22 protein-coding genes and 1 pseudogene are annotated in these 23,101 nt (G+C 31.7%); 15 read left to right on the forward strand and 8 right to left on the reverse strand.

The window, feature by feature from the left end:
* Positions 1-11: 11 nt before the first annotated feature.
* Positions 12-455 carry a global transcriptional regulator MgrA gene (mgrA, locus tag HMPREF2663_RS10620; RefSeq protein WP_002445872.1) on the reverse strand — a complete coding sequence of 148 codons (444 nt, stop codon included), beginning with the start codon at positions 453-455 and terminating at the stop codon, positions 12-14.
* Positions 456-675: 220 nt separating this feature from the next.
* On the opposite strand from mgrA, the gene HMPREF2663_RS10625 reads away from it, so the two are divergent.
* The 5 genes from HMPREF2663_RS10625 to HMPREF2663_RS10645 all read left to right on the forward strand — a co-directional run bounded on the left by HMPREF2663_RS10625 (position 676) and on the right by HMPREF2663_RS10645 (position 6,246).
* On the forward strand, positions 676-1,602 hold the full coding sequence (locus tag HMPREF2663_RS10625; RefSeq protein WP_070846391.1) for a CobW family GTP-binding protein: 927 nt from the start codon (positions 676-678) through the stop codon (positions 1,600-1,602).
* 20 nt (positions 1,603-1,622) lie between these two features.
* Entirely contained in the window at positions 1,623-1,916 is a 294-nt protein-coding gene (locus HMPREF2663_RS10630) for a hypothetical protein (RefSeq protein WP_002457641.1), read from the forward strand.
* 128 nt (positions 1,917-2,044) lie between these two features.
* Positions 2,045-2,986, forward strand: a complete 942-nt coding sequence (gene mdh / locus HMPREF2663_RS10635) for a malate dehydrogenase (RefSeq protein WP_002490753.1) — start codon at positions 2,045-2,047, stop codon at positions 2,984-2,986.
* Between the two features lie 134 nt (positions 2,987-3,120).
* A complete protein-coding gene (locus HMPREF2663_RS10640) occupies positions 3,121-4,677 on the forward strand; it encodes an SLC13 family permease (RefSeq protein ID WP_002476304.1) in 1,557 nt (518 codons plus the stop codon).
* Positions 4,678-4,872: 195 nt separating this feature from the next.
* Positions 4,873-6,246 carry a cryptochrome/photolyase family protein gene (locus HMPREF2663_RS10645; protein ID WP_070846393.1) on the forward strand — a complete coding sequence of 458 codons (1,374 nt, stop codon included), beginning with the start codon at positions 4,873-4,875 and terminating at the stop codon, positions 6,244-6,246.
* A 49-nt stretch (positions 6,247-6,295) separates the two neighbouring features.
* On the opposite strand, the gene HMPREF2663_RS10650 is transcribed toward HMPREF2663_RS10645, so the two are convergent.
* Together HMPREF2663_RS10650 and HMPREF2663_RS10655 are read right to left on the reverse strand one after the other, a co-directional pair.
* On the reverse strand, positions 6,296-6,565 hold the full coding sequence (locus HMPREF2663_RS10650; RefSeq protein ID WP_002445879.1) for a hypothetical protein: 270 nt from the start codon (positions 6,563-6,565) through the stop codon (positions 6,296-6,298).
* Positions 6,562-7,179, reverse strand: coding sequence for a DUF1361 domain-containing protein (locus HMPREF2663_RS10655; protein ID WP_002445880.1), 618 nt, complete (start codon positions 7,177-7,179; stop codon positions 6,562-6,564). The genes HMPREF2663_RS10650 and HMPREF2663_RS10655 overlap by 4 nt, the downstream gene beginning before the upstream one ends.
* 413 nt (positions 7,180-7,592) lie before the next feature.
* Here HMPREF2663_RS10655 and norA point away from each other — a divergent pair, with 413 nt between their 5' ends.
* The 10 genes from norA (at position 7,593) to HMPREF2663_RS10705 (ending at position 19,552) form a co-directional block, all read left to right on the forward strand.
* Complete coding sequence (gene norA / locus HMPREF2663_RS10660) at positions 7,593-8,756, forward strand: multidrug efflux MFS transporter NorA (protein WP_002476307.1); 1,164 nt, start codon at positions 7,593-7,595, stop codon at positions 8,754-8,756.
* Between the two features lie 336 nt (positions 8,757-9,092).
* Entirely contained in the window at positions 9,093-9,563 is a 471-nt protein-coding gene (locus HMPREF2663_RS10665) for a hypothetical protein (protein WP_002491431.1), read from the forward strand.
* A 113-nt stretch (positions 9,564-9,676) separates the two neighbouring features.
* A complete protein-coding gene (gene ybaK, locus HMPREF2663_RS10670; RefSeq protein ID WP_002457634.1) occupies positions 9,677-10,159 on the forward strand; it encodes a Cys-tRNA(Pro) deacylase in 483 nt (160 codons plus the stop codon).
* 255 nt (positions 10,160-10,414) lie between these two features.
* Positions 10,415-11,173, forward strand: a complete 759-nt coding sequence (locus HMPREF2663_RS10675) for a DeoR/GlpR family DNA-binding transcription regulator (protein ID WP_002457633.1) — start codon at positions 10,415-10,417, stop codon at positions 11,171-11,173.
* Positions 11,170-12,090, forward strand: a complete 921-nt coding sequence (gene pfkB / locus HMPREF2663_RS10680) for a 1-phosphofructokinase (protein ID WP_002476306.1) — start codon at positions 11,170-11,172, stop codon at positions 12,088-12,090. The genes HMPREF2663_RS10675 and pfkB overlap by 4 nt, the downstream gene beginning before the upstream one ends.
* 5 nt (positions 12,091-12,095) lie before the next feature.
* Complete coding sequence (locus HMPREF2663_RS10685; protein WP_002490751.1) at positions 12,096-14,048, forward strand: PTS fructose transporter subunit IIABC; 1,953 nt, start codon at positions 12,096-12,098, stop codon at positions 14,046-14,048.
* A gap of 355 nt (positions 14,049-14,403) precedes the next feature.
* A complete protein-coding gene (nagA, locus tag HMPREF2663_RS10690) occupies positions 14,404-15,576 on the forward strand; it encodes an N-acetylglucosamine-6-phosphate deacetylase (RefSeq protein WP_002445893.1) in 1,173 nt (390 codons plus the stop codon).
* A 236-nt stretch (positions 15,577-15,812) separates the two neighbouring features.
* Complete coding sequence (locus HMPREF2663_RS10695) at positions 15,813-17,162, forward strand: hemolysin family protein (RefSeq protein WP_002445894.1); 1,350 nt, start codon at positions 15,813-15,815, stop codon at positions 17,160-17,162.
* Positions 17,163-17,403: 241 nt separating this feature from the next.
* Positions 17,404-18,243, forward strand: coding sequence for an aldo/keto reductase (locus HMPREF2663_RS10700; RefSeq protein WP_002457628.1), 840 nt, complete (start codon positions 17,404-17,406; stop codon positions 18,241-18,243).
* A gap of 202 nt (positions 18,244-18,445) precedes the next feature.
* Complete coding sequence (locus HMPREF2663_RS10705) at positions 18,446-19,552, forward strand: glycosyltransferase family 2 protein (RefSeq protein ID WP_002445896.1); 1,107 nt, start codon at positions 18,446-18,448, stop codon at positions 19,550-19,552.
* A 68-nt stretch (positions 19,553-19,620) separates the two neighbouring features.
* Here HMPREF2663_RS10705 and HMPREF2663_RS10710 read toward each other — a convergent pair whose 3' ends face one another.
* The 5 genes and pseudogenes from HMPREF2663_RS10710 to HMPREF2663_RS12535 all read right to left on the reverse strand — a co-directional run.
* Positions 19,621-20,673, reverse strand: a complete 1,053-nt coding sequence (locus HMPREF2663_RS10710; RefSeq protein WP_032602599.1) for a sensor histidine kinase — start codon at positions 20,671-20,673, stop codon at positions 19,621-19,623.
* A 2-nt stretch (positions 20,674-20,675) separates the two neighbouring features.
* Positions 20,676-21,365: a response regulator transcription factor SaeR gene (gene saeR, locus HMPREF2663_RS10715; RefSeq protein WP_070846395.1), complete on the reverse strand. Its 690-nt coding sequence runs from the start codon at positions 21,363-21,365 to the stop codon at positions 20,676-20,678.
* Complete coding sequence (locus HMPREF2663_RS10720) at positions 21,340-21,813, reverse strand: DoxX family protein (protein WP_001830332.1); 474 nt, start codon at positions 21,811-21,813, stop codon at positions 21,340-21,342. Before HMPREF2663_RS10720 ends, saeR begins: the two co-directional genes overlap by 26 nt.
* A gap of 50 nt (positions 21,814-21,863) precedes the next feature.
* Positions 21,864-22,301 carry a DM13 domain-containing protein gene (locus HMPREF2663_RS10725; RefSeq protein ID WP_002475954.1) on the reverse strand — a complete coding sequence of 146 codons (438 nt, stop codon included), beginning with the start codon at positions 22,299-22,301 and terminating at the stop codon, positions 21,864-21,866.
* Positions 22,302-22,750: 449 nt separating this feature from the next.
* Positions 22,751-23,014, reverse strand: a pseudogene (locus HMPREF2663_RS12535) (IS5/IS1182 family transposase); the annotation flags it as partial.
* Between the last annotated feature and the right edge of the window lie 87 nt (positions 23,015-23,101).

Raw genomic sequence — 23,101 nt, forward strand, 5'->3', positions numbered from 1 at the left:
ACAGCAACACATTACTTTTCTTTTGTTTCGATAAATGCATCGATGACTTTACCTAATAAACGATTAAGTTCTTTGACCTCATCTTTAGATAAAGAAGAAGCAGTTGCAACTTTCTCAGATGCGTTGCTTAATTCGGGCCTAATCATTTCACTTTTGTCTGTTAAGTGAATAAATACTTCACGTTGATCTACTTCAGAACGTTCACGTTTGATTAAATCAACTTGTTCCATTCTCTTGAGTAATGGTGATACAGTTCCAGTATCAAGTGCTAATTCTGTAACGACCTTTTTGACGTTAACAGGTGATTCATCCCATAATATTGTTAAAACAAGAAATTGTGGGTATGTTAGATTGTACTTTTTAAAGACTTTGTTTGAATAGTAGCGATTAACTTGTCTTTGAGCGTTGTACAAACTAAAGCATAGCTGCTCTTTTAAATTATGTTGTTCAGACATTAAAGTTCTCCTCCAGACATTCTATCCGTATTCTCTTTTTTTCGGATTGGAATCCATCTATGTTGCTTGTTTTATATACAACACTATGATTCAATGTCATGCTAAAATTAAAGTATGTTTAAAGTTTAGAAGATATCTTACATTAAATCAAGTAAAAAGATAATTAAATATTTATGTTATCATATATTAAAATGTTTGTAATAGTAAAGGATATATTAAAATGAAAAATAATAAAAATGAAAAGTTGAAAATCACAATCGTTAGCGGTTTCTTAGGCAGTGGTAAAACTACGTTCCTGACACATTATATTAATGAATTATTAAAAATTGATGAGAAAATAACAGTAATTATGAACGAATTTGGATCATTTGATGTAGATGGTAACCATTTGAGTGAATTAGTCAAAGTATATCCATTATTGAATGGTTGTGTTTGTTGTGATATGAAATCAGATTTAGTTCAACAAATTGAGATGCTCAGTCACAACCATGAAACGGACCATATTATAATAGAAGCAACTGGTATCGCGCATCCTATTGAATTGATCATGGCGTGTCAAGATCCTCGCATAGTTCAGTTTGTTGAACGTCCCCATGTTGTTAGTATTGTTGATGCACTTCGCTTTTTACAAAGACAACAGTATACTGACTCCACAAAGCGTCTCATGGAAGAACAACTCGAGGTAAGCGATGTGCTCGTCGTTAATAAATTAGATTTAATAACTGTTGAAGACAGACATACTTTAAAAAAACAACTTAACGAAGTAAACAAATATAGTTCAAAAATATATACTACTTATGGACAAGTTAATATCGATGAGATGTCACAATTTCGTGATCAATTAGTAATGACACACACACATTCTCATCACCATGGTATAAATAGTATGCAATACACATTTACAACAGCCATTGATCGACAATTATTTTACCAATTTATTTTGCGTATGCCTGATAATGTTTTAAGATTAAAGGGATATGTACAATTTAAAGATGAACCCAATGTGACATATGAGTTTCAATATTCATTTGGTATGCCAGATTATGAAGTTATTAATAGGGATTATCCGTTAACAATAGTATTGATTGGTGAACAACTTGATGTTAACAGATTAAAAAATAAACTCGATATGTTGCAATTCTCATAAATAAGGAGAGTATGATAAAAATGAATGAAGATAACCGTAACAAACAAATTAAATTTGAAAGAAACCTAATCACTTTTCCATATTTAGGTTTTGCCTTTGTTGTCTTATTATTTAATATCTTTTATACCGATGTAAAAATTACAATGGTCTTATTTGGTCTATTCTTTGCTTACAATTTAGGAATGCTTTTTATTGCCTTCATAAGACATTTTAAACGTACACTTATATTAACCTTAATACTAACAATATTAAGTGGTATAGCATTTTTTGTACTGCTTTATGTTTTTGGATTAAATCATGATATTTTTGGATAGTCAGTCATTATATAAATATTTATTTCACATAAGTCTTCAAGCGCTTTGTCATTTCAATGTTATAATTAACATGAATTGGCAAAGCTTTTTGATTTTTAAAGAGAAAATTAAACAAGGGGGCATTGCTTATGGTCAATAGAAGAAAGATATCAATTATTGGTGCGGGACATACAGGAGGGACTCTAGCATTCATTCTTGCACAAAAGGAATTAGCAGAAATTGTGTTGATTGAACGCCAGCAATCAGAGGGGATGGCTAAAGGAAAGGCGTTAGATATTTTAGAAAGCGGACCCATTTGGGGGTTTGACACACCTATACATGGTTCAGTAAATATAGAAGATATTAAAGACTCAGACGTAGTGGTGATGACTGCAGGTATACCTAGGAAATCAGGAATGACAAGAGAAGACTTAGTTCAAACTAATGAACAAATAGTACGAGAAACTGCACTACAAATTGCAACGTATGCACCTCAGTCAATAATTATTGTACTGACTAATCCGGTTGATGTTATGACATATACAGCATTTAAAGCATCAGGTTTTCCTAAAGAACGTATTATTGGTCAATCTGGAATTTTAGACGCTGCAAGATATCGAACTTTTATCGCTCAAGAACTTAACGTGTCTGTCAAAGATGTAAATGGGTTTGTGTTAGGAGGACACGGTGATACGATGTTACCTTTGGTAAATACAACACACATTAATGGGATTCCCGTTAAACATCTTATTTCTAAAGAAAAGATTGATCAAATTGTTGAACGTACACGTAAGGGTGGTGCAGAAATTGTTGAATTATTAGGTCAAGGCTCAGCTTATTATGCACCAGCAACTGCCATATATGAAACTATAGATGCAATTTTTAATGATCGGAAACGTTTATTACCAAGTATTGCTTATCTAGAAGGAGAATACGGATGCTCAGATATTTGTTTTGGTGTTCCTACTATAATAGGATATCAAGGAATAGAAAAGATTATAGAGGTAGATATGAATAATGATGAATATCAACAACTACAACACTCTGCGCAAGCTGTGAGTGAAGTCAAAAACTCATTAAAATTCAAATAAATAACTAGGAAATCCTTCATCGGAAGTTGTTAGATTTTTGTGAAAATTGTGTGAAGGGTATTTGTCGTTGATATATATAAAAGCGCTTTCTTGATATAATGAACATATATTCATAGAATAAGGAGACGATGATAATGGCTAAAGGGGACCAATATCAAGCGCATACTGAAAAATATCATGATAAAAAGTCTAAAAAAAATTATAAACCTGTGTGGATTATCATTAGTTTTATTATTTTAATTACTATCTTGTTATTACCGACACCAGCAGGATTGCCTGTAATGGCTAAAGCAGCATTAGCTATTTTAGCTTTCGCTGTAGTTATGTGGGTTACAGAAGCAGTTACTTATCCAGTTTCTGCAACATTAATTTTAGGATTAATGATACTTTTACTAGGTTTAAGTCCAGTTCAAGATTTATCCGAAAAACTTGGAAACCCTAAAAGTGGCGACATAATACTAAAAGGTAGCGATATTTTAGGAACGAATAACGCGCTTAGTCACGCTTTCAGTGGTTTTTCAACGTCAGCCGTAGCACTTGTAGCTGCAGCATTATTTTTAGCAGCAGCAATGCAGGAAACCAATTTACATAAACGACTTGCATTACTTGTGCTATCAATTGTAGGAAATAAAACTAGAAATATAGTCATTGGTGCTATTTTAGTATCTATTGTTCTAGCATTTTTTGTACCATCAGCTACAGCGCGTGCTGGTGCAGTTGTCCCAATATTACTGGGAATGATTGCTGCATTTAATGTGAGTAAGGATAGTAGACTTGCTTCATTATTAATTATTACTGCTGTACAAGCAGTTTCGATATGGAATATAGGTATTAAAACGGCTGCAGCACAAAATATTGTAGCCATCAATTTTATTAACCAAAATTTAGGACATGATGTATCATGGGGAGAGTGGTTTTTATATGCTGCGCCGTGGTCAATCATTATGTCTATAGCTCTTTATTTTATAATGATTAAGTTTATGCCACCTGAACATGATGAAATTGAAGGTGGCAAAGAGTTAATTAAAAAGGAACTTAATAAATTAGGACCAGTCAGTCATAGAGAATGGCGACTAATTGTGATTTCAGTGCTTTTATTATTCTTCTGGTCGACTGAGAAAGTATTACATCCGATTGATTCAGCTTCGATTACACTAGTTGCTCTAGGTATTATGCTGATGCCAAAGATTGGTGTTATTACTTGGAAAGGTGTTGAAAAGAAGATTCCGTGGGGAACGATTATAGTATTTGGTGTAGGAATCTCACTTGGTAATGTATTACTTAAAACAGGAGCCGCTCAATGGTTAAGCGATCAAACATTTGGTTTAATGGGGCTTAAACATTTACCAATCATAGCAACTATTGCGTTAATTACCTTATTTAATATATTAATACATTTAGGTTTTGCAAGTGCAACGAGCTTAGCCTCTGCGTTAATACCTGTGTTTATTTCTTTGACTTCAACGCTAAATTTAGGTGATCATGCTATTGGTTTTGTATTAATACAACAATTTGTGATTAGTTTTGGTTTCCTGCTACCTGTTAGTGCACCACAAAATATGCTTGCATATGGTACTGGGACTTTTACTGTAAAGGATTTTTTAAAGACAGGTATACCTTTAACGATAGTAGGTTATATTTTAGTTATCGTATTTAGTTTGACGTATTGGAAATGGCTTGGTTTAGTGTAAGTAAAAGATTTAGGTATTTAAATGATAATTATAAATGTCTCGTAAAGTTTAATATTTTAACTTTACGAGACATATTTTATAAATTCGTGGCAAGTTAATCTTAATAGTTGAAATGAAGCGTATAAAAATATATGAATGTAAATAGAATTTAGTATTAGGGTATAACAAAAAATTAATGTTAGGTGGTAATTTCTAATGGCTATAGGTGTCATATTAAATAGAGTTTTTAGGATAAATAATAATCCCTTATTTGATTATATATATAGAAATAAAGAATCTATAAATCAATGTTATTTTATTATTCCAACTGAAGAGTTTGAAGAAGAAGCAAAAAAGAAAGCACAATACTATTATGGGTCCATACAGAAGTTTATGTATGAACTACAACGATATGATATAGAACCCTTTTTGATGTCTTATGATAAATTAATAGATTTTTGTAAAAAACAAACTATAGACAAGGTTGTTGTTGCAGGTGATATTATGAGTTATCATCACGAAGAATATGATATTTTACATCAAAGAAAACGGTTTAAACAAGCTGATATTCAAGTAATATCATTAAGGGCAAACCATTATTTTAAACCTTGCAAAACACATAATAAACAAGGTGAACCATATAAAGTATTTACCAGTTTTTATAGAAAATGGCGTCCTTACTTAATGATTAGAGATGAATATGACTATCATTTAGAAGATATTACAAAGGTTGCAGTGAAATCTCAACATAAAATTAAAGAAGATTATCATTCATATGGCATAAGTGAACGTGATGTTCAAAATCGTTGGTCTGAATTTTTATCTCAAGATATCGAAAATTATAAAGAAAACAGGGAATATTTGCCTGAAGTATTAACAAGCCAATTAAGTATTTACTTAGCTTATGGAATGATAGATATTATACAAGTTTTCAACGATTTACTTCAAAATTATGATAAAAATGAACAAAATTACGAAGCTTTTATACGTGAATTGATTTTTAGAGAGTTTTATTATGTATTAATGACCAATTATCCCGAAACAGCTCATGTTGCTTTTAAAGAAAAATACCAACAATTGAAATGGTCTTATAATGAAGAGAATTTTAAATTGTGGAAAGATGGGAATACTGGTTTTCCCATTATTGATGCAGCAATGGAGGAACTTAAAACAACTGGATTTATGCATAATCGCATGAGAATGGTAGTTTCTCAATTTTTAACTAAGGATTTGTTTATTGACTGGATTTGGGGTGAGTCATTTTTCAAACAAAAATTAATAGATTATGATGCAGCTTCAAATGTTCACGGATGGCAATGGTCGGCTTCTACTGGAACAGATGCTGTACCATACTTTAGAATGTTTAATCCTATAAGACAAAGCGAGCGTTTTGATAATAATGCTCGATATATTAAAACTTACATTCCAAAATTAAATCAGATAGATGCTAAGTATTTACACGATACCCATAAATTCGAGCAACAAATAAAGGGTCAAGGTGTTGAAATAGGTAAAGACTATCCTAAACAAATGATTGATCACAAAGAAAGTAGACAACGTGTAATGTCAGAATTCAAAGCATTAGATTAAAGAAAAAAGATCTGAACAACAGTATACGTGCGTTCAGATCTTTATCTAGTTACATAAAAAAACAAACATAGATTAAAATATATTCTAACAAAGTTAAAATATACATATATTTAAGGTTTAATTTAGTTTTAAAAGGGACTTCCCAATTTGTATAACGGGTCTCATAATAAAATAATTGCATCAAATATAATCCTATCCCCAACGGTAAACACATTAATAAAATAGCTTTAGTATAGCTCCATCCTATTTGATGCCATAAATGACCTATCATGAGTTGAATCATGATGAGACATACCATTAATATTACTTCAATCATCATTGGTAAAATCTCACCCCTTTAACAAACAATATGACTGTTGCTTGTATGAGCACCATTAGAATGACAAATAGTAACGCTTTAACATCTATGATTAAAAAAACCTCTTTCACAATTTTTAAAGGTGCATTTAATAAATAGACAGTATGTAATCTTAAGAATCGACCGATGTAAATACCTAATCCATTTAAGAACATTAATATAACTATCAATAGTCGATTTAACCATACATAAGACGTAAAATGTGCAATTTCTAAAAATATAAGAATTGTGAGGTATATTGCTAAGAGTACGCCAAGTATTAGATAGGTGAAATAAATCCATTCTGTGATGTTTAATCCAGCTAAAAAGTTAAATTGAAATTGGTTTAAGTGTATGAGATCGGTAATCATATAAAATGTGTTTGGAACTAATAATAGAAATATGAGTCCGAAAACAATAAATAAGGGCCATTCAAAAGCTTTGACTGGTTTGAATAATTTTAAAAGTAGACAAAGTTCAAAAGGCACGTATGCTAAAAATAAATTTAATGTCATAAAGTTAAAAATATGTGATTCAGTCATAGATATAGCAAATAAGATAATGAAATATATTCTTGCAAAGTAACGAGATTGCATAACCACGCACTACTTTCTATAGAGTTTGATAGTCGAGAGTTAATGATAACTTTTACAGTGAGGCATTTCAAACAATTTGAGGTGCTTTCTGTTTATACAGATGAGAAAGCGAAGAAAAATTACTCCGTACATTCATTAGACTTTGGTAAATTTGATTAAGATTTTGTCGAAAGTTTAGGAAGATACAGTTTCGTTTAATTATATGTTAAATTTTTAACTAAAAAATAGAGTTTAGTGAAATTTAAATATTAAAGTTTTTCAAAATGATTGTCATGCCACGTTAAATTGTTATACAATGTAGAAACTTTTAGTAAAGTAAAGTTTTTATGCGGGACATTAAAATTAAAAAATAAACTTGCGATAAAATTCAAAATGATTGGTATGCTTACTATATTAGAAAAAGGGGGTGTCCTATGAAAAAGCAATTATTTATTCTTTATTTTAATATATTTCTTATATTTTTAGGAATTGGGTTAGTTATTCCTGTACTTCCTGTATATTTAAAGGATTTAGGATTAAAAGGTAGTGACTTAGGAATGCTAGTTGCTGCCTTTGCATTATCACAAATGATTATTTCACCATTTGGTGGTACACTAGCTGATAAATTGGGGAAAAAATTAATTATATGTATCGGTTTAGTATTCTTTTCTGTCTCTGAATTTATGTTCGCAGCCGGTCAAAGTTTTACCATTTTAATCATTTCACGTGTTTTAGGTGGTTTTAGTGCAGGCATGGTCATGCCTGGTGTAACAGGTATGATTGCAGATATTTCTCCAGGAGCTGATAAAGCTAAAAACTTTGGTTATATGTCGGCAATTATTAATTCAGGTTTCATATTAGGGCCTGGATTTGGAGGGTTTTTAGCTGAAATTTCACATAGATTACCTTTCTATGTTGCTGGAACATTAGGTGTTGTTGCATTCATTATGTCAGTTTTATTAATTCATAATCCTCACAAAGCAACCACAGATGGATTCCACCAATATCAACCAGAATTATTCACTAAAATTAATTGGAAAGTATTTATTACGCCAGTTATATTAACACTTGTATTAGCATTTGGTTTATCTGCTTTTGAAACATTGTTTTCTTTATATACAGCTGACAAAGTAAATTATACTCCTAAAGATATTTCGATAGCTATTATCGGTGGAGGCGTGTTTGGCGCATTATTCCAGGTATTCTTCTTTGATAAATTTATGAAACATATGAGTGAACTTAATTTTATTGCATGGTCATTACTATATTCAGCTATTGTTCTCGTTATGTTAGTGCTTGCAAATGGTTATTGGACGATTATGATGATTAGCTTTGTTGTTTTTATAGGTTTTGATATGATTAGACCGGCTTTAACTAATTACTTCTCAAATATAGCAGGTAAACGGCAAGGTTTTGCAGGTGGATTGAATTCAACTTTTACCAGTATGGGTAACTTTATAGGTCCTCTTGTAGCTGGTGCATTATTCGATGTTAATTTAGAGTTTCCTTTATATATGGCTATTGCGGTTTCATTAAGTGGAATTATCATTATTTTTATTGAAAAAGGACTTAAGTCACGTCGTAAAGAAGCAAATTAATACTCAATATGAAATGTGGGGCCCCAACAAAAAGAATTTCACCGAGAAATTCTACGGACAAGGCAAGTTTGGGCGGACGAGGTGGGACACAGTGTTCAAGACGGAATCTGTGCCCCACTTCTTTTGTTTTATAACTTGTAATGCAAAGTTGATCTTACCTTAAATATAAGTTTTAAAAGATTATGAATTATTAGTGGTTTATGTAACAAAAATAACAACTACATTAATGTTATTGTTACAAATATTACAATCTATTTAAATTGTAATCTACATATCTTTTATTAAAAGTTGTTGTGTTAAGATAGAATAAATCTTAAAAGAAATGTGGGTAAGGAGATGAAATTGAAAAACTTATTTTTAAGTTCTGTTGCAATTATTTTGTCAATTTGTTTAGTACTTTTATTATTTTTAGCTACAAACCAAAATGCATTAGCGAAAGTCCATAAAACAATTTGCACTTTTACTAAAGTAAAAACAGTTTCTCATAACAATATATTCCCTAACTTAAATATGAATCATGTTGCTGAAGCTTCAGAAAAAAACTCTGATTATCAAAAGAATGTTAATAAAACAAATCAACAAAGTGTAAGAACGCAAACATCTTATGATTTCAATCCACAAGAATGTAAAGTAATTGCTTTGAATTACGCTGAGAATCATTTAAGTAAAAAATATAATATAGAGCGTACCTTCAACGAGTCGCTTCATTCAGTATATGTATTTTCTAGTGAAAATAAACTTCATCAAACTAAGGTTAAAGTCAATAAAAGTGGGACTGTACATGCATCAAACATCAATTATCATTAATTAACACGCTTTCTACTATATAAGAAAGGGTGTTTTTTAATAGTGTTAGAGTAAATGAAATAAAGTTTTCATGTTAAAATGAAATGTGAATGATCATTATAAAGGGTGAGTATATGTCTAAAACTAAAAAAACAAATGCTATGCGGATTTTAGATAGAGCTAAAATTAATTATCAAATGAATACTTACGAAGTTACTGACAAGCATCAACATGGAGAAGAAATTGCTCAACTCGTAGGTGCTAAAATAGAAGAAGTCTTTAAAACACTTGTACTAGAGAATTCTAATCATGAACACTATGTTTTTGTCATTCCAGTTAATGAAACGTTAGATATGAAAAAGGCTGCTCATGTTGTTAATGAAAAGAAATTGAACTTAATGCCTCTCGATCAATTAAAACAAGTAACAGGGTATGTTAGAGGAGGGTGTTCCCCTATCGGTATGAAACATTCCTTTAAAACGACGATTGATGCTTCTGCTAGAAATTTAGAAAAAGTTTATATTAGCGGAGGTCAAAGAGGAATGCAAATTATCATTCATGTGAATGATTTAATTGACATGACGAAGGCTCAAGTAGAATCTATTACACAGAATTAATCGTGTATAGACATTTAATGTTTCAACATTATTTGAATAAATTTGTAAAGACATTGTTAAATACTTAGAAAATGATCTCTGAAAATTAAAATGTACGACTTAAATTGTGATGATGTAATTCATTTTAAACACCTAATCGGAAAGGTGTTTTTATTTTTGTCACAAAATGATTGTTTTTGATTGAAAATGGAAGATTTTGATTGAAATATGTAAGCGTAGCCATTACAATATAAGTGAGTTAGGGGAGGTATAGCAGTGATATCAGAAAAACGACAGAATTTAATTTTACAAGAATTAACTCAAAAGGACTTTTTAACACTTCAAGATTTAGTTGATAGAACAGGATGTAGTGCATCAACTATACGAAGAGATTTATCTAAGTTACAAAATATGGGTAAATTACAACGTGTACATGGTGGTGCTACAATTCATCAAAATCGAGTTAAGGAACCTAAGTTATCTGAAAAAAGAACTCAGAATTTACGTGAAAAACAAGAAATCGCTAAACGTGCTGCATGTGATATACAAGATCATGAATGTATATTTCTAGATGCGGGTTCCTCAACTTTTGAGTTAATTCAATATATTGAGGCAAAGGATATTACTGTTGTAACAAACGGAATGACACATGTTGAAGAACTATTAAAGCACGGTATTAAAACTTTAATGGTTGGTGGCCAAGTTAAACCTACGACAATGGCTACAGTTGGTGCTAACGCGTTAGAAACATTAAGACGTTATTGTTTTGATCGCGCTTTTATAGGAATGAACGGTATTGATTTAAAATATGGATTAACAACCCCTGATGAACAAGAAGCTTTGATTAAAGAAACAGCTATGAAACTATCAAATCATAAATATGTGCTTGTCGATCAATCAAAGTTTAATCAAATTTATTTTGCAAGAGTTCCAATTTTAGATGGGCTTAGCATCATAACTTCGCAAAAGGCAATGCAAAGCAAGATGACTGAAGCTTACATGAATGAATTTAATTTTATAGGAGGGAAATCATGATATATACAGTTACTTTCAATCCTTCAATCGATTACATCATTTTTACTGATGGATTTGAAATAGCAGGATTAAATCGGGCAAAAGCAACGTATAAATTTGCTGGAGGTAAGGGGATCAATGTATCAAGAGTACTTAAAACTTTAGATGTTGATTCTACAGCCTTAGGATTTTCAGGAGGTTTCCCTGGGGATTTTATTACTCAAACACTTGAGGACAGTAATATTCAATCAGATTTTGTTCAAGTAGATGAGGATACGCGTATTAATGTGAAACTAAAATCAGGTCAAGAAACAGAAATCAATGCACCCGGACCTAAAGTGACACACGCGCAATTTGAACAACTTTTATCACAAATACGTCGCACTACAAAAGACGATATTGTTATTGTAGCTGGAAGTGTACCGAACAGTATTCCAAGTGATGCTTATGCACAAATCGCACAAATCACTGAAAAAACTGGTGCGCAACTAGTTGTTGATGCAGAAAAAGATCTTGTTGAAACAGTATTACCATATCGACCATTATTTATTAAACCAAACAAAGATGAATTAGAAGTAATGTTTAACACTACAGTCAAGAGTGATGAAGATGTTATAAAATATGGTAAAGAAATTTTAAAAAAGGGGGCACAATCAGTCATCATTTCACTTGGTGGCGATGGTGCGATATATGTTGATCAACATCAAAGTATTAAAGCTGTGAATCCACAAGGACATGTAGTTAATACAGTAGGATCTGGTGATAGTACAGTGGCAGGTATGGTAGCAGGGTTGTCCATGGGTCTTAATGTAGATGAAGCTTTTCAACAGGCCGTAGCTTCAGGAACAGCGACTGCTTTTTCAGAAGATTTAGCGACAAGAGATGCTATAGAAAATATTAAATCTCAAGTGACAATTTCTGTACTTGATGGGGAGTGAAAAAGATGAGAATTACTGAACTGTTAACTAAAGAAACAATAGCGATGGATTTAGATGCTTCTGATAAGAGTGGGGTGATTACTGAGCTAGTTAATCAATTGGATAAAGCAGGTAAGTTAAGTGACCCTGTATCGTTTAAAGAGGCAATTCATAATCGTGAATCTCAGAGTACAACAGGGATTGGTGAAGGTATTGCTATACCACATGCTAAAGTTGCAGCAGTTAAAACACCTGCAATTGCATTCGGTAAATCTAAAGAAGGTGTGGATTATCAGAGTTTAGACATGCAACCTGCACACTTATTCTTTATGATTGCAGCGCCTGAAGGTGGAGCACAAACGCACTTAGATGCACTTGCGAAACTTTCCGGAATATTAATGGATGAGAAAATACGTGAAAAATTAATTCATGCTGAATCTCCTGAAGAAGTGTTAAACATTATCGATGAAGCGGATGATGAGGCAACAAAAGAAGAAGAAGCAGAAGCGAATGAAAATGCAACTGTTTCAACTGACAACTCAAATCAAGATAATAATGAGCCTTATGTTTTAGCAGTTACAGCATGCCCAACTGGTATAGCCCACACATATATGGCACGTGATGCTTTGAAAAAGCAAGCTGAGAAGATGAACATCAAAATTAAAGTTGAAACAAATGGTTCTAGTGGTATTAAAAATCATTTAACTGAACAAGACATAGAACGTGCAACTGGAATAATTGTTGCAGCAGATGTCCATGTAGAAACTGATCGTTTTGATGGAAAAAATGTGGTTGAGGTTCCTGTTGCTGATGGTATTAAACGCCCCGAAGAACTAATTAATACAGCATTAGATACAAATCGTAAACCATTCGTAGCGCAAGGTGGATCGAAAAAACATGACGATAATGAAGAAAAGTTAAGTCCAGGAAAAGCATTCTATAAACACTTAATGAATGGTGTTTCTAATATGTTACCACTTGTTATTTCGGGTGGTATCTTAATGGCAATTGTATTCTTATTCGGCGCAAACTCATTTAAACCTGATAGTTCAGAATATAATGCATTTGCTGAACAATTATGGAATATCGGTAAAAATAGTGCCTTTGCTTTAATTATTCCGATTTTAGCTGGTTTCATTGCACGTAGTATTGCAGATAAACCAGGTTTTGCAGCTGGTTTAGTTGGTGGTATGTTAGCTATTTCTGGAGGTTCTGGATTTATTGGTGGAATTATTGCAGGTTTCTTAGCAGGTTATTTAACTCAAGGAATTAAATATATTACACGTAAATTGCCACAAGCAATTGAAGGCTTGAAACCTACTTTAATCTATCCATTGCTTTCTGTTTCAATTACTGGATTATTAATGGTGTATGTCTTTAATCCGCCAGCAGCTTGGTTAAATCATTTGTTATTAAATGGTTTAAATAGTTTGTCAGGCTCTAATATTATGTTACTTGGTCTTGTGATTGGAGCTATGATGGCAATTGACATGGGCGGTCCATTTAATAAAGCAGCTTATGTATTTGCTACTGCTGCACTAACTGAAGGTAATGCAGCTCCTATTACTGCAGCGATGATTGGTGGTATGATTCCTCCATTAGCTATCGCTACAGCAATGTTAATCTTTAGAAGAAAATTCACTAAAGAGCAAAGAGGCTCAATTGTACCAAACTATGTTATGGGATTATCATTTATTACTGAAGGTGCCATCCCATTCGCAGCTGCCGATCCATTACGTGTGATTCCTTCAATGATGGTTGGTTCAGGTGTGGCTGGAGCAATAGCTTTAGGTTTAGGATCAAGTATCAAAGCCCCTCACGGTGGAATTTTCGTCATTGTTGGTACTGATTTTAGCCATATACTTCAAACTCTTATTGCTTTAGTTGTAGGTACGTTAGTTTCAGCTTTACTTTATGGTTTCTTGAAACCAAAAGTAACAGACAATGAAATTCAAGCATCTCAAGCTATGGATGAATAGTAATCATATAATTAGTAATAACAATGCTTTAAATATTTAGAAAATTAATTGAATTAAACGGTGATTTCCATTTCAAAATAAATGGGAATTGCCGTTTTTTTAATAGAAATTTATGTTGCATTGGTTAGATTGAATGTTATCGTTGTAATAAAGACTAAGAAGTTTAATAATTAAATAGTTATTGTGTATGAAAATAATATCTTAAATTAAAAATACAGTTATTAAATTAAGAATATATAGTAAAATTCATCTGTTAACCAGTAAAATATTGAAAAAGTGATATTCAATACGAAGAAAGATATAATAAAATAGTTCAATCAACTACTATTAATTTAAAGAAAAGAAGGGTTCAATCATGTCAGAATATGTTTTAACGAATGGCATCGTATATACAGAAAATGAAATGATTAACAATGGATATGTTCATATTAAAGATGGGAAAATTTTGGACGTTGGTAAGTGTCCTTTTCATCCGTCATCGTCTCATAATACAATTGACATTATTGATGTAAAAAAACGACATATACTGCCTGGGTTTATAGATATTCACATTCATGGGGGGTATGGTGAAGATGCCATGGATGCATCTGAACAGGGTTTACAACATTTAGCAGAATCACTCCTTTCTGAGGGGACAACATCTTTTTTAGCAACAACAATGACACAGTCAACGGTCAACATTGAGCGGGCTCTTCAAACTATTGCTAAATATACTCAACAACAAGATGTTACAAATGCTGCCGAAATTGTCGGAGTACATCTTGAAGGTCCATTTATTTCAGAACATAAAGTAGGCGCACAACACCCTCAATTCGTACAACGTCCTACGGTTGATAAAATAAAGTCGTTTCAGAAAGTAGCGAATGGACTAATTAAGATTATTACGTACGCTCCTGAAGTTGATGGAGCAACAGAAACTTTAAAGACAATGAAAAATGATATCATTTTTTCAATCGGACATACGGTGGCAACGTTTGATCAAGCGAATGCAGCTGTAAGTCATGGTGCCAAACATATCACTCATTTGTATAATGCAGCGACCGGCTTTCAACATCGAGAACCGGGCGTATTTGGTGCAGCCTGGTTAAATCAAGGATTGCATACTGAAATGATTGTGGACGGTATTCATTCACATCCGGCATCCATCGCACTTGCATATAGGCTTAAGGGGAATCAAAGTTGTTATTTAATTACAGATGCGATGAGAGCTAAAGGAATGCCAGAAGGACATTATGATTTAGGTGGTCAGGATGTGATTGTAAAGGGAAGTGAAGCACGTCTGTCTTCTGGGGCTTTAGCTGGAAGTATACTCAAAATGAACGAAGGACTTAAAAACTTAATACAATTTACAGGTGACACGATTGAGCATTTATGGAGAGTAACAAGTTTAAATCAAGCGGTGACATTAGGCATAGATGACGTAAAAGGTAGTATTAAAATCGGGAAAGATGCAGATATTGTTATCATAGATGATGCATGTAATGTTGAAACGACGATTAAAAATGGAAAATATCATGCTTTCAAATGATTTATCATTGGTTGAACAAAAAAATTATTTTGTCTACAATATAGCATTGGCATATGTTTAACATATAACAAAAGATTTATGATAGAATGAAGCCAATCACATTTTTTACGGGGAGTGTCACGATGGGAAGGTCTTAGCATGTAGTTGTCACTTATTGATTCATGATGATTTAAATACGTGTTACCTAAGCGTGACACAATATATATGGAGGTGAATCCCTAGAAATAGGGAATTAATTGGAAACTTCGACCATAATTAGTTTAGTTATATTTTTTCTTTTGATTGCATTAACAACAGTATTCGTTGGGTCAGAATTTGCATTAGTAAAAGTGAGATCAACGCGTATTGAACAATTAGTAGATGAGGGTAATAAGAGTGCAAAAATTGTCAAAAAGATGATAGACAATCTTGACTATTACTTATCTGCCTGTCAATTAGGTATCACAGTAACGTCTTTAGGCTTAGGTTGGTTAGGTGAACCAACATTTGAAAAGATGATGCACCCACTATTCGAGTTATTACATTTACCGAGTCCTTTAACAACGACGATTTCATTTGTTGTTTCATTCATTGTTGTGACATATTTACATGTTGTATTAGGCGAATTGGCACCTAAATCATTTGCTATTCAACATACAGAACAACTTGCACTTTTATATTCAAGACCACTATTTTATTTTGGTAATTTTATGAAACCACTTATATGGTTAATGAATGGTTCTTCTCGTGTGATTGTCAGAATGTTTGGATTTGATCCAGATGCTCAAACTGATGCAATGTCAGAAGAAGAAATAAAAATTATTATAAACAATAGTTATAATGGTGGAGAGATTAACCAAACCGAGCTTGCGTATATGCAAAATATTTTTTCATTTGATGAACGTCATGCAAAAGATATTATGGTGCCACGTACACAAATGGTTACGCTCAACGAACCATTTAACGTAGATGAATTATTAGATACTATCAAAGAACATCAGTTTACAAGATATCCAATCACTGAAGATGGTGATAAAGACCATGTAAAAGGATTTATAAATGTTAAAGAGTTTTTAACAGAATATGCGTCAGGTAAACCGATTAAAATCGCCAATTATATTCATGAATTACCCATGATTTCAGAAACAACTAGAATAAGTGATGCTCTTGTAAGAATGCAAAGAGAGCATGTACATATTAGTTTGATTATAGATGAATATGGTGGGACAGCAGGTATTTTAACAATGGAAGATATTTTAGAAGAAATTGTTGGTGAAATCAGAGACGAATTTGATGATGATGAAGTTAACGATATAGTTAAACTTGATGATCATACTTATCAAATTAATGGTCGTGTTTTACTTGATGATTTAAATGAAAAATTTGACATAGAGTTTGAAGATTCTGAGGATATTGATACTATTGGTGGTTGGTTACAATCACAAAATACTAATTTGCAAAAAGATGACTTCGTTGATACTGAATATGATCGTTGGACGATTACAGAAATCGACAATCATCAAATTATTTGGGTCAATTTGAATTATGAATTTAATAGTGGACGTCCTTCTGTTGATGAAGAACAAGAAGATGACGAACGTGATTAATACTTAAAAAGATAAGTTGTGGGATAGAATGCCAAGTGAGTTCTATCCCACTTTTTGTTTTGAAAAAGGATAATTAAAATGTAGAGGGTAACGAAGATACTCATCATTTAAGGAGCAATAAATTGCATTGTATTAAAATAACAAAATGAATAGATCAAGTTTGTTTTATCAGTAAATAAAAAAGGTATTAAAATGATAATAAGCGAATAATATTTATGTAAATAAGGAGAGTTAATGTACTATGACAAATGATGTTCAAATTTTAAATAACGGTTATCCAATGCCTGCAGTTGGGTTAGGAGTTTATAAGATAGCGGATGACCAGATGGAAGAGGTTGTTCGTACAGCTTTAGATGCAGGATATCGCGCATTTGATACGGCTTACTTTTATGGAAATGAAAAAGCGTTAGGTAGTGCATTAAAACAATCAAATATTGAGAGGGACGAGCTATTCATAACATCTAAACTTTGGAATGATTATCAAGGTTATGACCAAACAATAGAGTACTTTAATAAATCATTGGACAATTTAGGGTTAGACTATTTAGATTTATTTTTAATTCATTGGCCTTGCGAAAATGATCAATTGTATATTGAATCATATAAAGCCTTAGAACATTTATATGAAGAAGGTAAAATAAAAGCCATTGGTGTATGTAACTTTAAGATACATCATTTAGAAAAGTTAATGAGAGAAACTAAAATTACACCACAGGTGAATCAAATTGAGTTGCATCCGTACTTTAACCAACAAGATGTACAAGACTTTTGTGATGAACATGATATTAAAGTAACAGCTTGGATGCCTTTAATGCGTAATAAAGGATTGCTTGATGATCCTGTTATTACAGATATTGCTCATCGTTATGATAAAACACCTGCACAAATTGTCTTACGTTGGCATCTCGCACATAATCGTATTATCATTCCTAAATCACAAACACCTCAACGTATTAAAGAAAATTTTGATATTTTTGATTTTAATCTTGAGTTAACAGATGTTGCAGAAATAGATAGTTTAAATAAAAATGCTAGACAAGGAAAAGATCCTGATGATGTCAGTATTGGAGATTTGAAATAAATATAATTAACCAGTTAGCGTTAACTTTTAAAAGATAATTAAATACTTTTTACTAAAAGTTAATGTGTTCCTCATAAATGATAATGTTTAAAACTATTAAGCTTAATTTAAGATTATGTAAATACACAGTATTTAACTAGAATGTATGACAAGGAAATTGATAAAATGATAGCAAATAGTTCAGAGAAAAGGATGTCATTTAATGAAAATCAGAGTCATCGTCCCTTGCTATAATGAAGGCGAAGTCGTTTTGAAAACTTATGACAAATTAACTGAAATAATGAAGAAAGATAGTTTAATCAAAAACTATGAATACGATTTACTCTTTATTAACGATGGTAGTATAGATACAACAATACATCATATCAAGAATATTGTTGCGTATGATAACCATGTTAAATATCTTTCGTTCAGTCGAAACTTTGGCAAAGAAGCTGCAATGATTGCTGGCTATGAGCATAGCACAATGCACGACGCGGTGATTATGATTGATGGAGATTTACAACATCCGCCTGAATATATTCCACAAATGATAGAGGGTTACATTGAAGGTTACGATCAAGTGATTGCTAAGAGGAATCGTCAGGGAGAGAATTTTGTACGTAAAACGTTGTCTCGATGTTATTATAAGTTAATTAATGCATTTGTAGAGGATATCCAATTTGAAGACGGCGTTGGTGATTTTAGATTACTCAGTCGACGTGCAGTTCAAGCTTTAACAACCCTTGATGAATATAATCGTTTCTCTAAAGGTCTATTTGAATGGATAGGTTATGAAACAAAAGTATTTCAATATGAAAATGTGACCCGAGAAGATGGAGAATCTAAGTGGACTTTTAGAAAGTTACTCAACTATGGTATAGATGGACTCATCTCTTTTAACAATAAGCCTTTACGCATGATGATATACCTAGGTATGTTCACGTTTTCTATCAGTATTTTATATATAATTTATTTGTTAATAAATATTTTGATTAATGGTATAAATATACCTGGTTATTTTACTACGATTGCCGCTATATTATTGTTGGGTGGTATTCAATTAATGTCTATTGGCGTAGTAGGAGAATATATCGGTCGTATTTATTATGAAGTTAAACATAGACCGAAGTATATTGTTGAAAATTCTAATATTCAGACTGAGAATCTCGACATGAGATATAATGCTTTAAACCTGAATAAAAATAGAAATAACAAGCGTAGTAATGATTTATATAAATTAAGTTCTTTTTATAAAGTTAAAACATATAGTGATACGTATGCATCAAATTATTCTCAAGAAGAAGGCTTTAAAGAGCGTGTACATTAATGAAAACCGAATGTAGCTGGAATGTTCAAACTCATTCCAGCTACATTCGGTTTTTTATACAGTACAAATTACTTTTTAAATTGAAATTTTTTTAAGGTAAGTGTCATCGTGGTTCCAATGTCTAAATCACTTTGGACTGTGATAGAGGCGTCAATTTGTTGTGCTAACTCATTTGCAATGTATAACCCTAACCCCGAACCACCAGTCTTAGTATTTCGAGAGTCTTCAACTCTAAACGTTCTTTCAAAGATACGTGATTGAAGTTCTGGAACGATACCTATCCCCTCATCTTTTATTGCAATACTAATGGCGTCGTTTTCTTTACACTCAGAAATAATAATATCAATACGGCTACCAGAATTAGAAAATTTTAATGCATTATCTAGTAAATTAGTCAAAATACGTTCGATTGGAGGTCGATACTGGTAGAATGCATCAATATCTGTGCAGAAATTAACTTCAAGCGTACGATTTTCTTGTTTTATGTGTTGTTCGTATGGTTGTAATATATTAACAAGTAATTGATCGAGCTGTATTAATTCCAAAGGATAAGAACGTCCAGTATTTAAATTAATCACATGTGTAATGTCATCAAATAAAATTGATAAACGATTTGCTTGTTTGATTAATGTTTCATATGCTTCATGAACTTCTTGAGGATTACTAATGACACCATCTCGTAGACCTTCAGAATATGATCGAATACCAGCTAAAGGTGTTTTTAAATCATGTGCAAGGTTTTGTATAATTTCAGTTTTTTCTTGTTGCTCGTTTTTTATCATATTCATTTGATTATTAATTTCATATGCCATTTTATTAAATGAATCATTCAACTCTTTAATTTCTCTAGGAGACTGGAATGTTTCATCATCGATGAATTTTTCGTGATTTATAAATTGCTTAGTCTTAATGTTGAATTGCTTAATCTTCTGAATTAAAGGATTAATAAAAATACTACAAATCGAAAGTGTTAAACAGCTTGTTATCATAGTAGTGATGGCTAAAGTGAGTGTCATGTGACCATTAAACCACATGAGCTTATATGCAATAACCAGTATAATTGTTGTTAAAATAACGCTTGAAATGACACCGATAATGATTTGACTTCTTATTGAAAAAATAGTTATCGGCTCCTTTCAAACTTATAACCAAGTCCCCATACAGTTGTAATAGTGTAGGGTAAAAAATCATGTTTTTCTAATTTCTCGCGAATTCTATGTATGTGGACATTGACAGTGTTAGCATCTTCGTAGTAGTCATACCCCCATACTTTTTCTAGAAGTTCGGATTTAGAAATAACTTCACCTTCTCTAGAAGCAAGATACCAAAGCAATTCAAATTCTTTAATGCGCATAGGTATCTCTATATTGTTAATGGTAAGCGTCTTGCTTAAATTTTTTAAAACTAAACCATCAAATTCTAATTGTTCAATTTTATTAGAATAATTTGATTTGCTCAATCTAGCGAGAAGGTTATTAGTACGTAATACTAGTTCTCTTGGGCTAAAGGGTTTTTTAATATTGTCATCAGCACCTAATGTCAGTGCGTATATCGTGTCATGTTCTTGAGTTTTTGCTGTTAGATATATGAAAGGTATATCAAGTTGCATATCTTTCATTTTTTTGACAATATCGTATCCATTAACTTCAGGCATCATAATGTCTAAAATCATAATATCAATATCTGAAGATAATAATTTTAGTGCTTCTTTACCACATGTTGTTGTCGTAACCTGATATCCCTCATATTCGAAATACGTTTGACAAATGTCTACAATATCTTTTTCATCATCCACGATTAGTAAGTGGGTCATGCTTATCTTCACCTCGGTTATTACGGTCTCTAAAATAAGCGATGATTTCTTTAAGTGATACCTTAGCCAATAAAGAGTGGCTCATGAGTAAAATAATAAAGAAAGCTAATTGTAGAGGGTACGTAAAAATCATATCTGCTAAAATATAATTTATCATAACGAAGGCTCCAAAGAAACTTGCAGCGTATGCAAATATACCTAAAATTAAACCTAAACCAATGGCCATTTCCCCTAAAGGCACGATTATATTAAATAATCCTGTTGTGTGTGCAACAATATGTTCAAAAAACCATTTATACCATTGTGGAGAGTCTGTGTTATCTCTAATTACTGGAACTAGCCCGTTTAATGTAAAATCACCTGTAAATTTCTCCCATCCTTGTCTGAAAATAACAATGCCTGAAATTACACGAATTAAAAATATTATAAATAAACTTATTTTCTTCATGATTAACACTCTCTTTCTATAGTTAAAAACGTCTACATTTAATAGCTAAATTATTTTAATTTAGCGCCACCAAAAATGACATGTGCTTTTTCGCAATAAATTGTTACTTCATTGTATTTTTCTAAATCTACATTTTTTAAATCAAAAGTTTGTTTGGATTTATTGTAGTCTACTGTTGAAATCTTTTTACCGGATTTAATATCTCCGTTTTTAGTTAGGTAAACATATAGGTCTGGACCTTTAGAAGATTTGTAATTCTCTAACATAAGTTTGCCATTTTCAATTTTAGCTTTACCTTCTACTTTTTCTCCGTTTTTAGATTCAAAATTACCAGATAATTTTTTCGTTGTGTCTGTTTTTACATTACTCTCTTCTTGTTGTTTATCTTTGTGATTAGCGTGATCACTTTCTGAGTTAGAATTTCCACATGCGCCTAACGTAAGTGATGTAACAATTGCTCCGACTGCTAATAAATATTTTGTATTCATAATGTATTCCTCTTTTCTGTTTTTATTTAAGAATAGTTTAATCGGAATACGTGAACATAACCATTAACTGTTTCTTAACTACATTTAAAAAAGAATTAAATCAAAATGATTTTTATTTATAATTATAAAAATGAAAGAGTTTTATTAGAATGTAATAGGCTTGATAAATAAAAAATGAAATAAATAAAAGAGATAAAATGAAGAAAAGGTGTCAATATTGAAAATTAATATGAATTAACAGTTGGAGGACGAGGGTATTCATTTTGAATTCTTTATCCTAATATGAGTTCGACACAACTTATATAACAAGTGAAATTTCTCAGTGACATTTTCTTATTGAATCAAGTGTTTAAATTGGAAATTGCTATAAAGATATTCTCAATTCTGTATTAGACTGTCTAAAAAATATGCCTAATCCAATCACTTATGACCTAAGCTCAAAAGATGTTTCACTTTATATATTGTCTACAAATAAAAGAGGCTGCGACATAAAGTTCTAGGATAAGTAAATAAAGACAATTTCTATTGAATTAATATAGAAATTGTCTTTTCTATAACTTTTTTGAGTATTCTCAGCTCGTTGAGCTGTTACTTTTATTATATTAAGTGTCATTAGCACAAATCCTAGTTCTCTTTCGAACGGACATACAAGTGGAACCCAAAATAAGCTTCATAAATCCAAAAACAAGCTCCACATCAATTTTTATACCAGAAAATACAGATTGTGTGTAAACATATAGAACTACTTTTAACATCATTTTTGGATAATATGATGTTGCACCTCGATGATGTCTGAATTC

This window comes from Staphylococcus sp. HMSC077D08, from assembly GCF_001837945.1.
GTDB lineage: Bacteria > Bacillota > Bacilli > Staphylococcales > Staphylococcaceae > Staphylococcus > Staphylococcus epidermidis.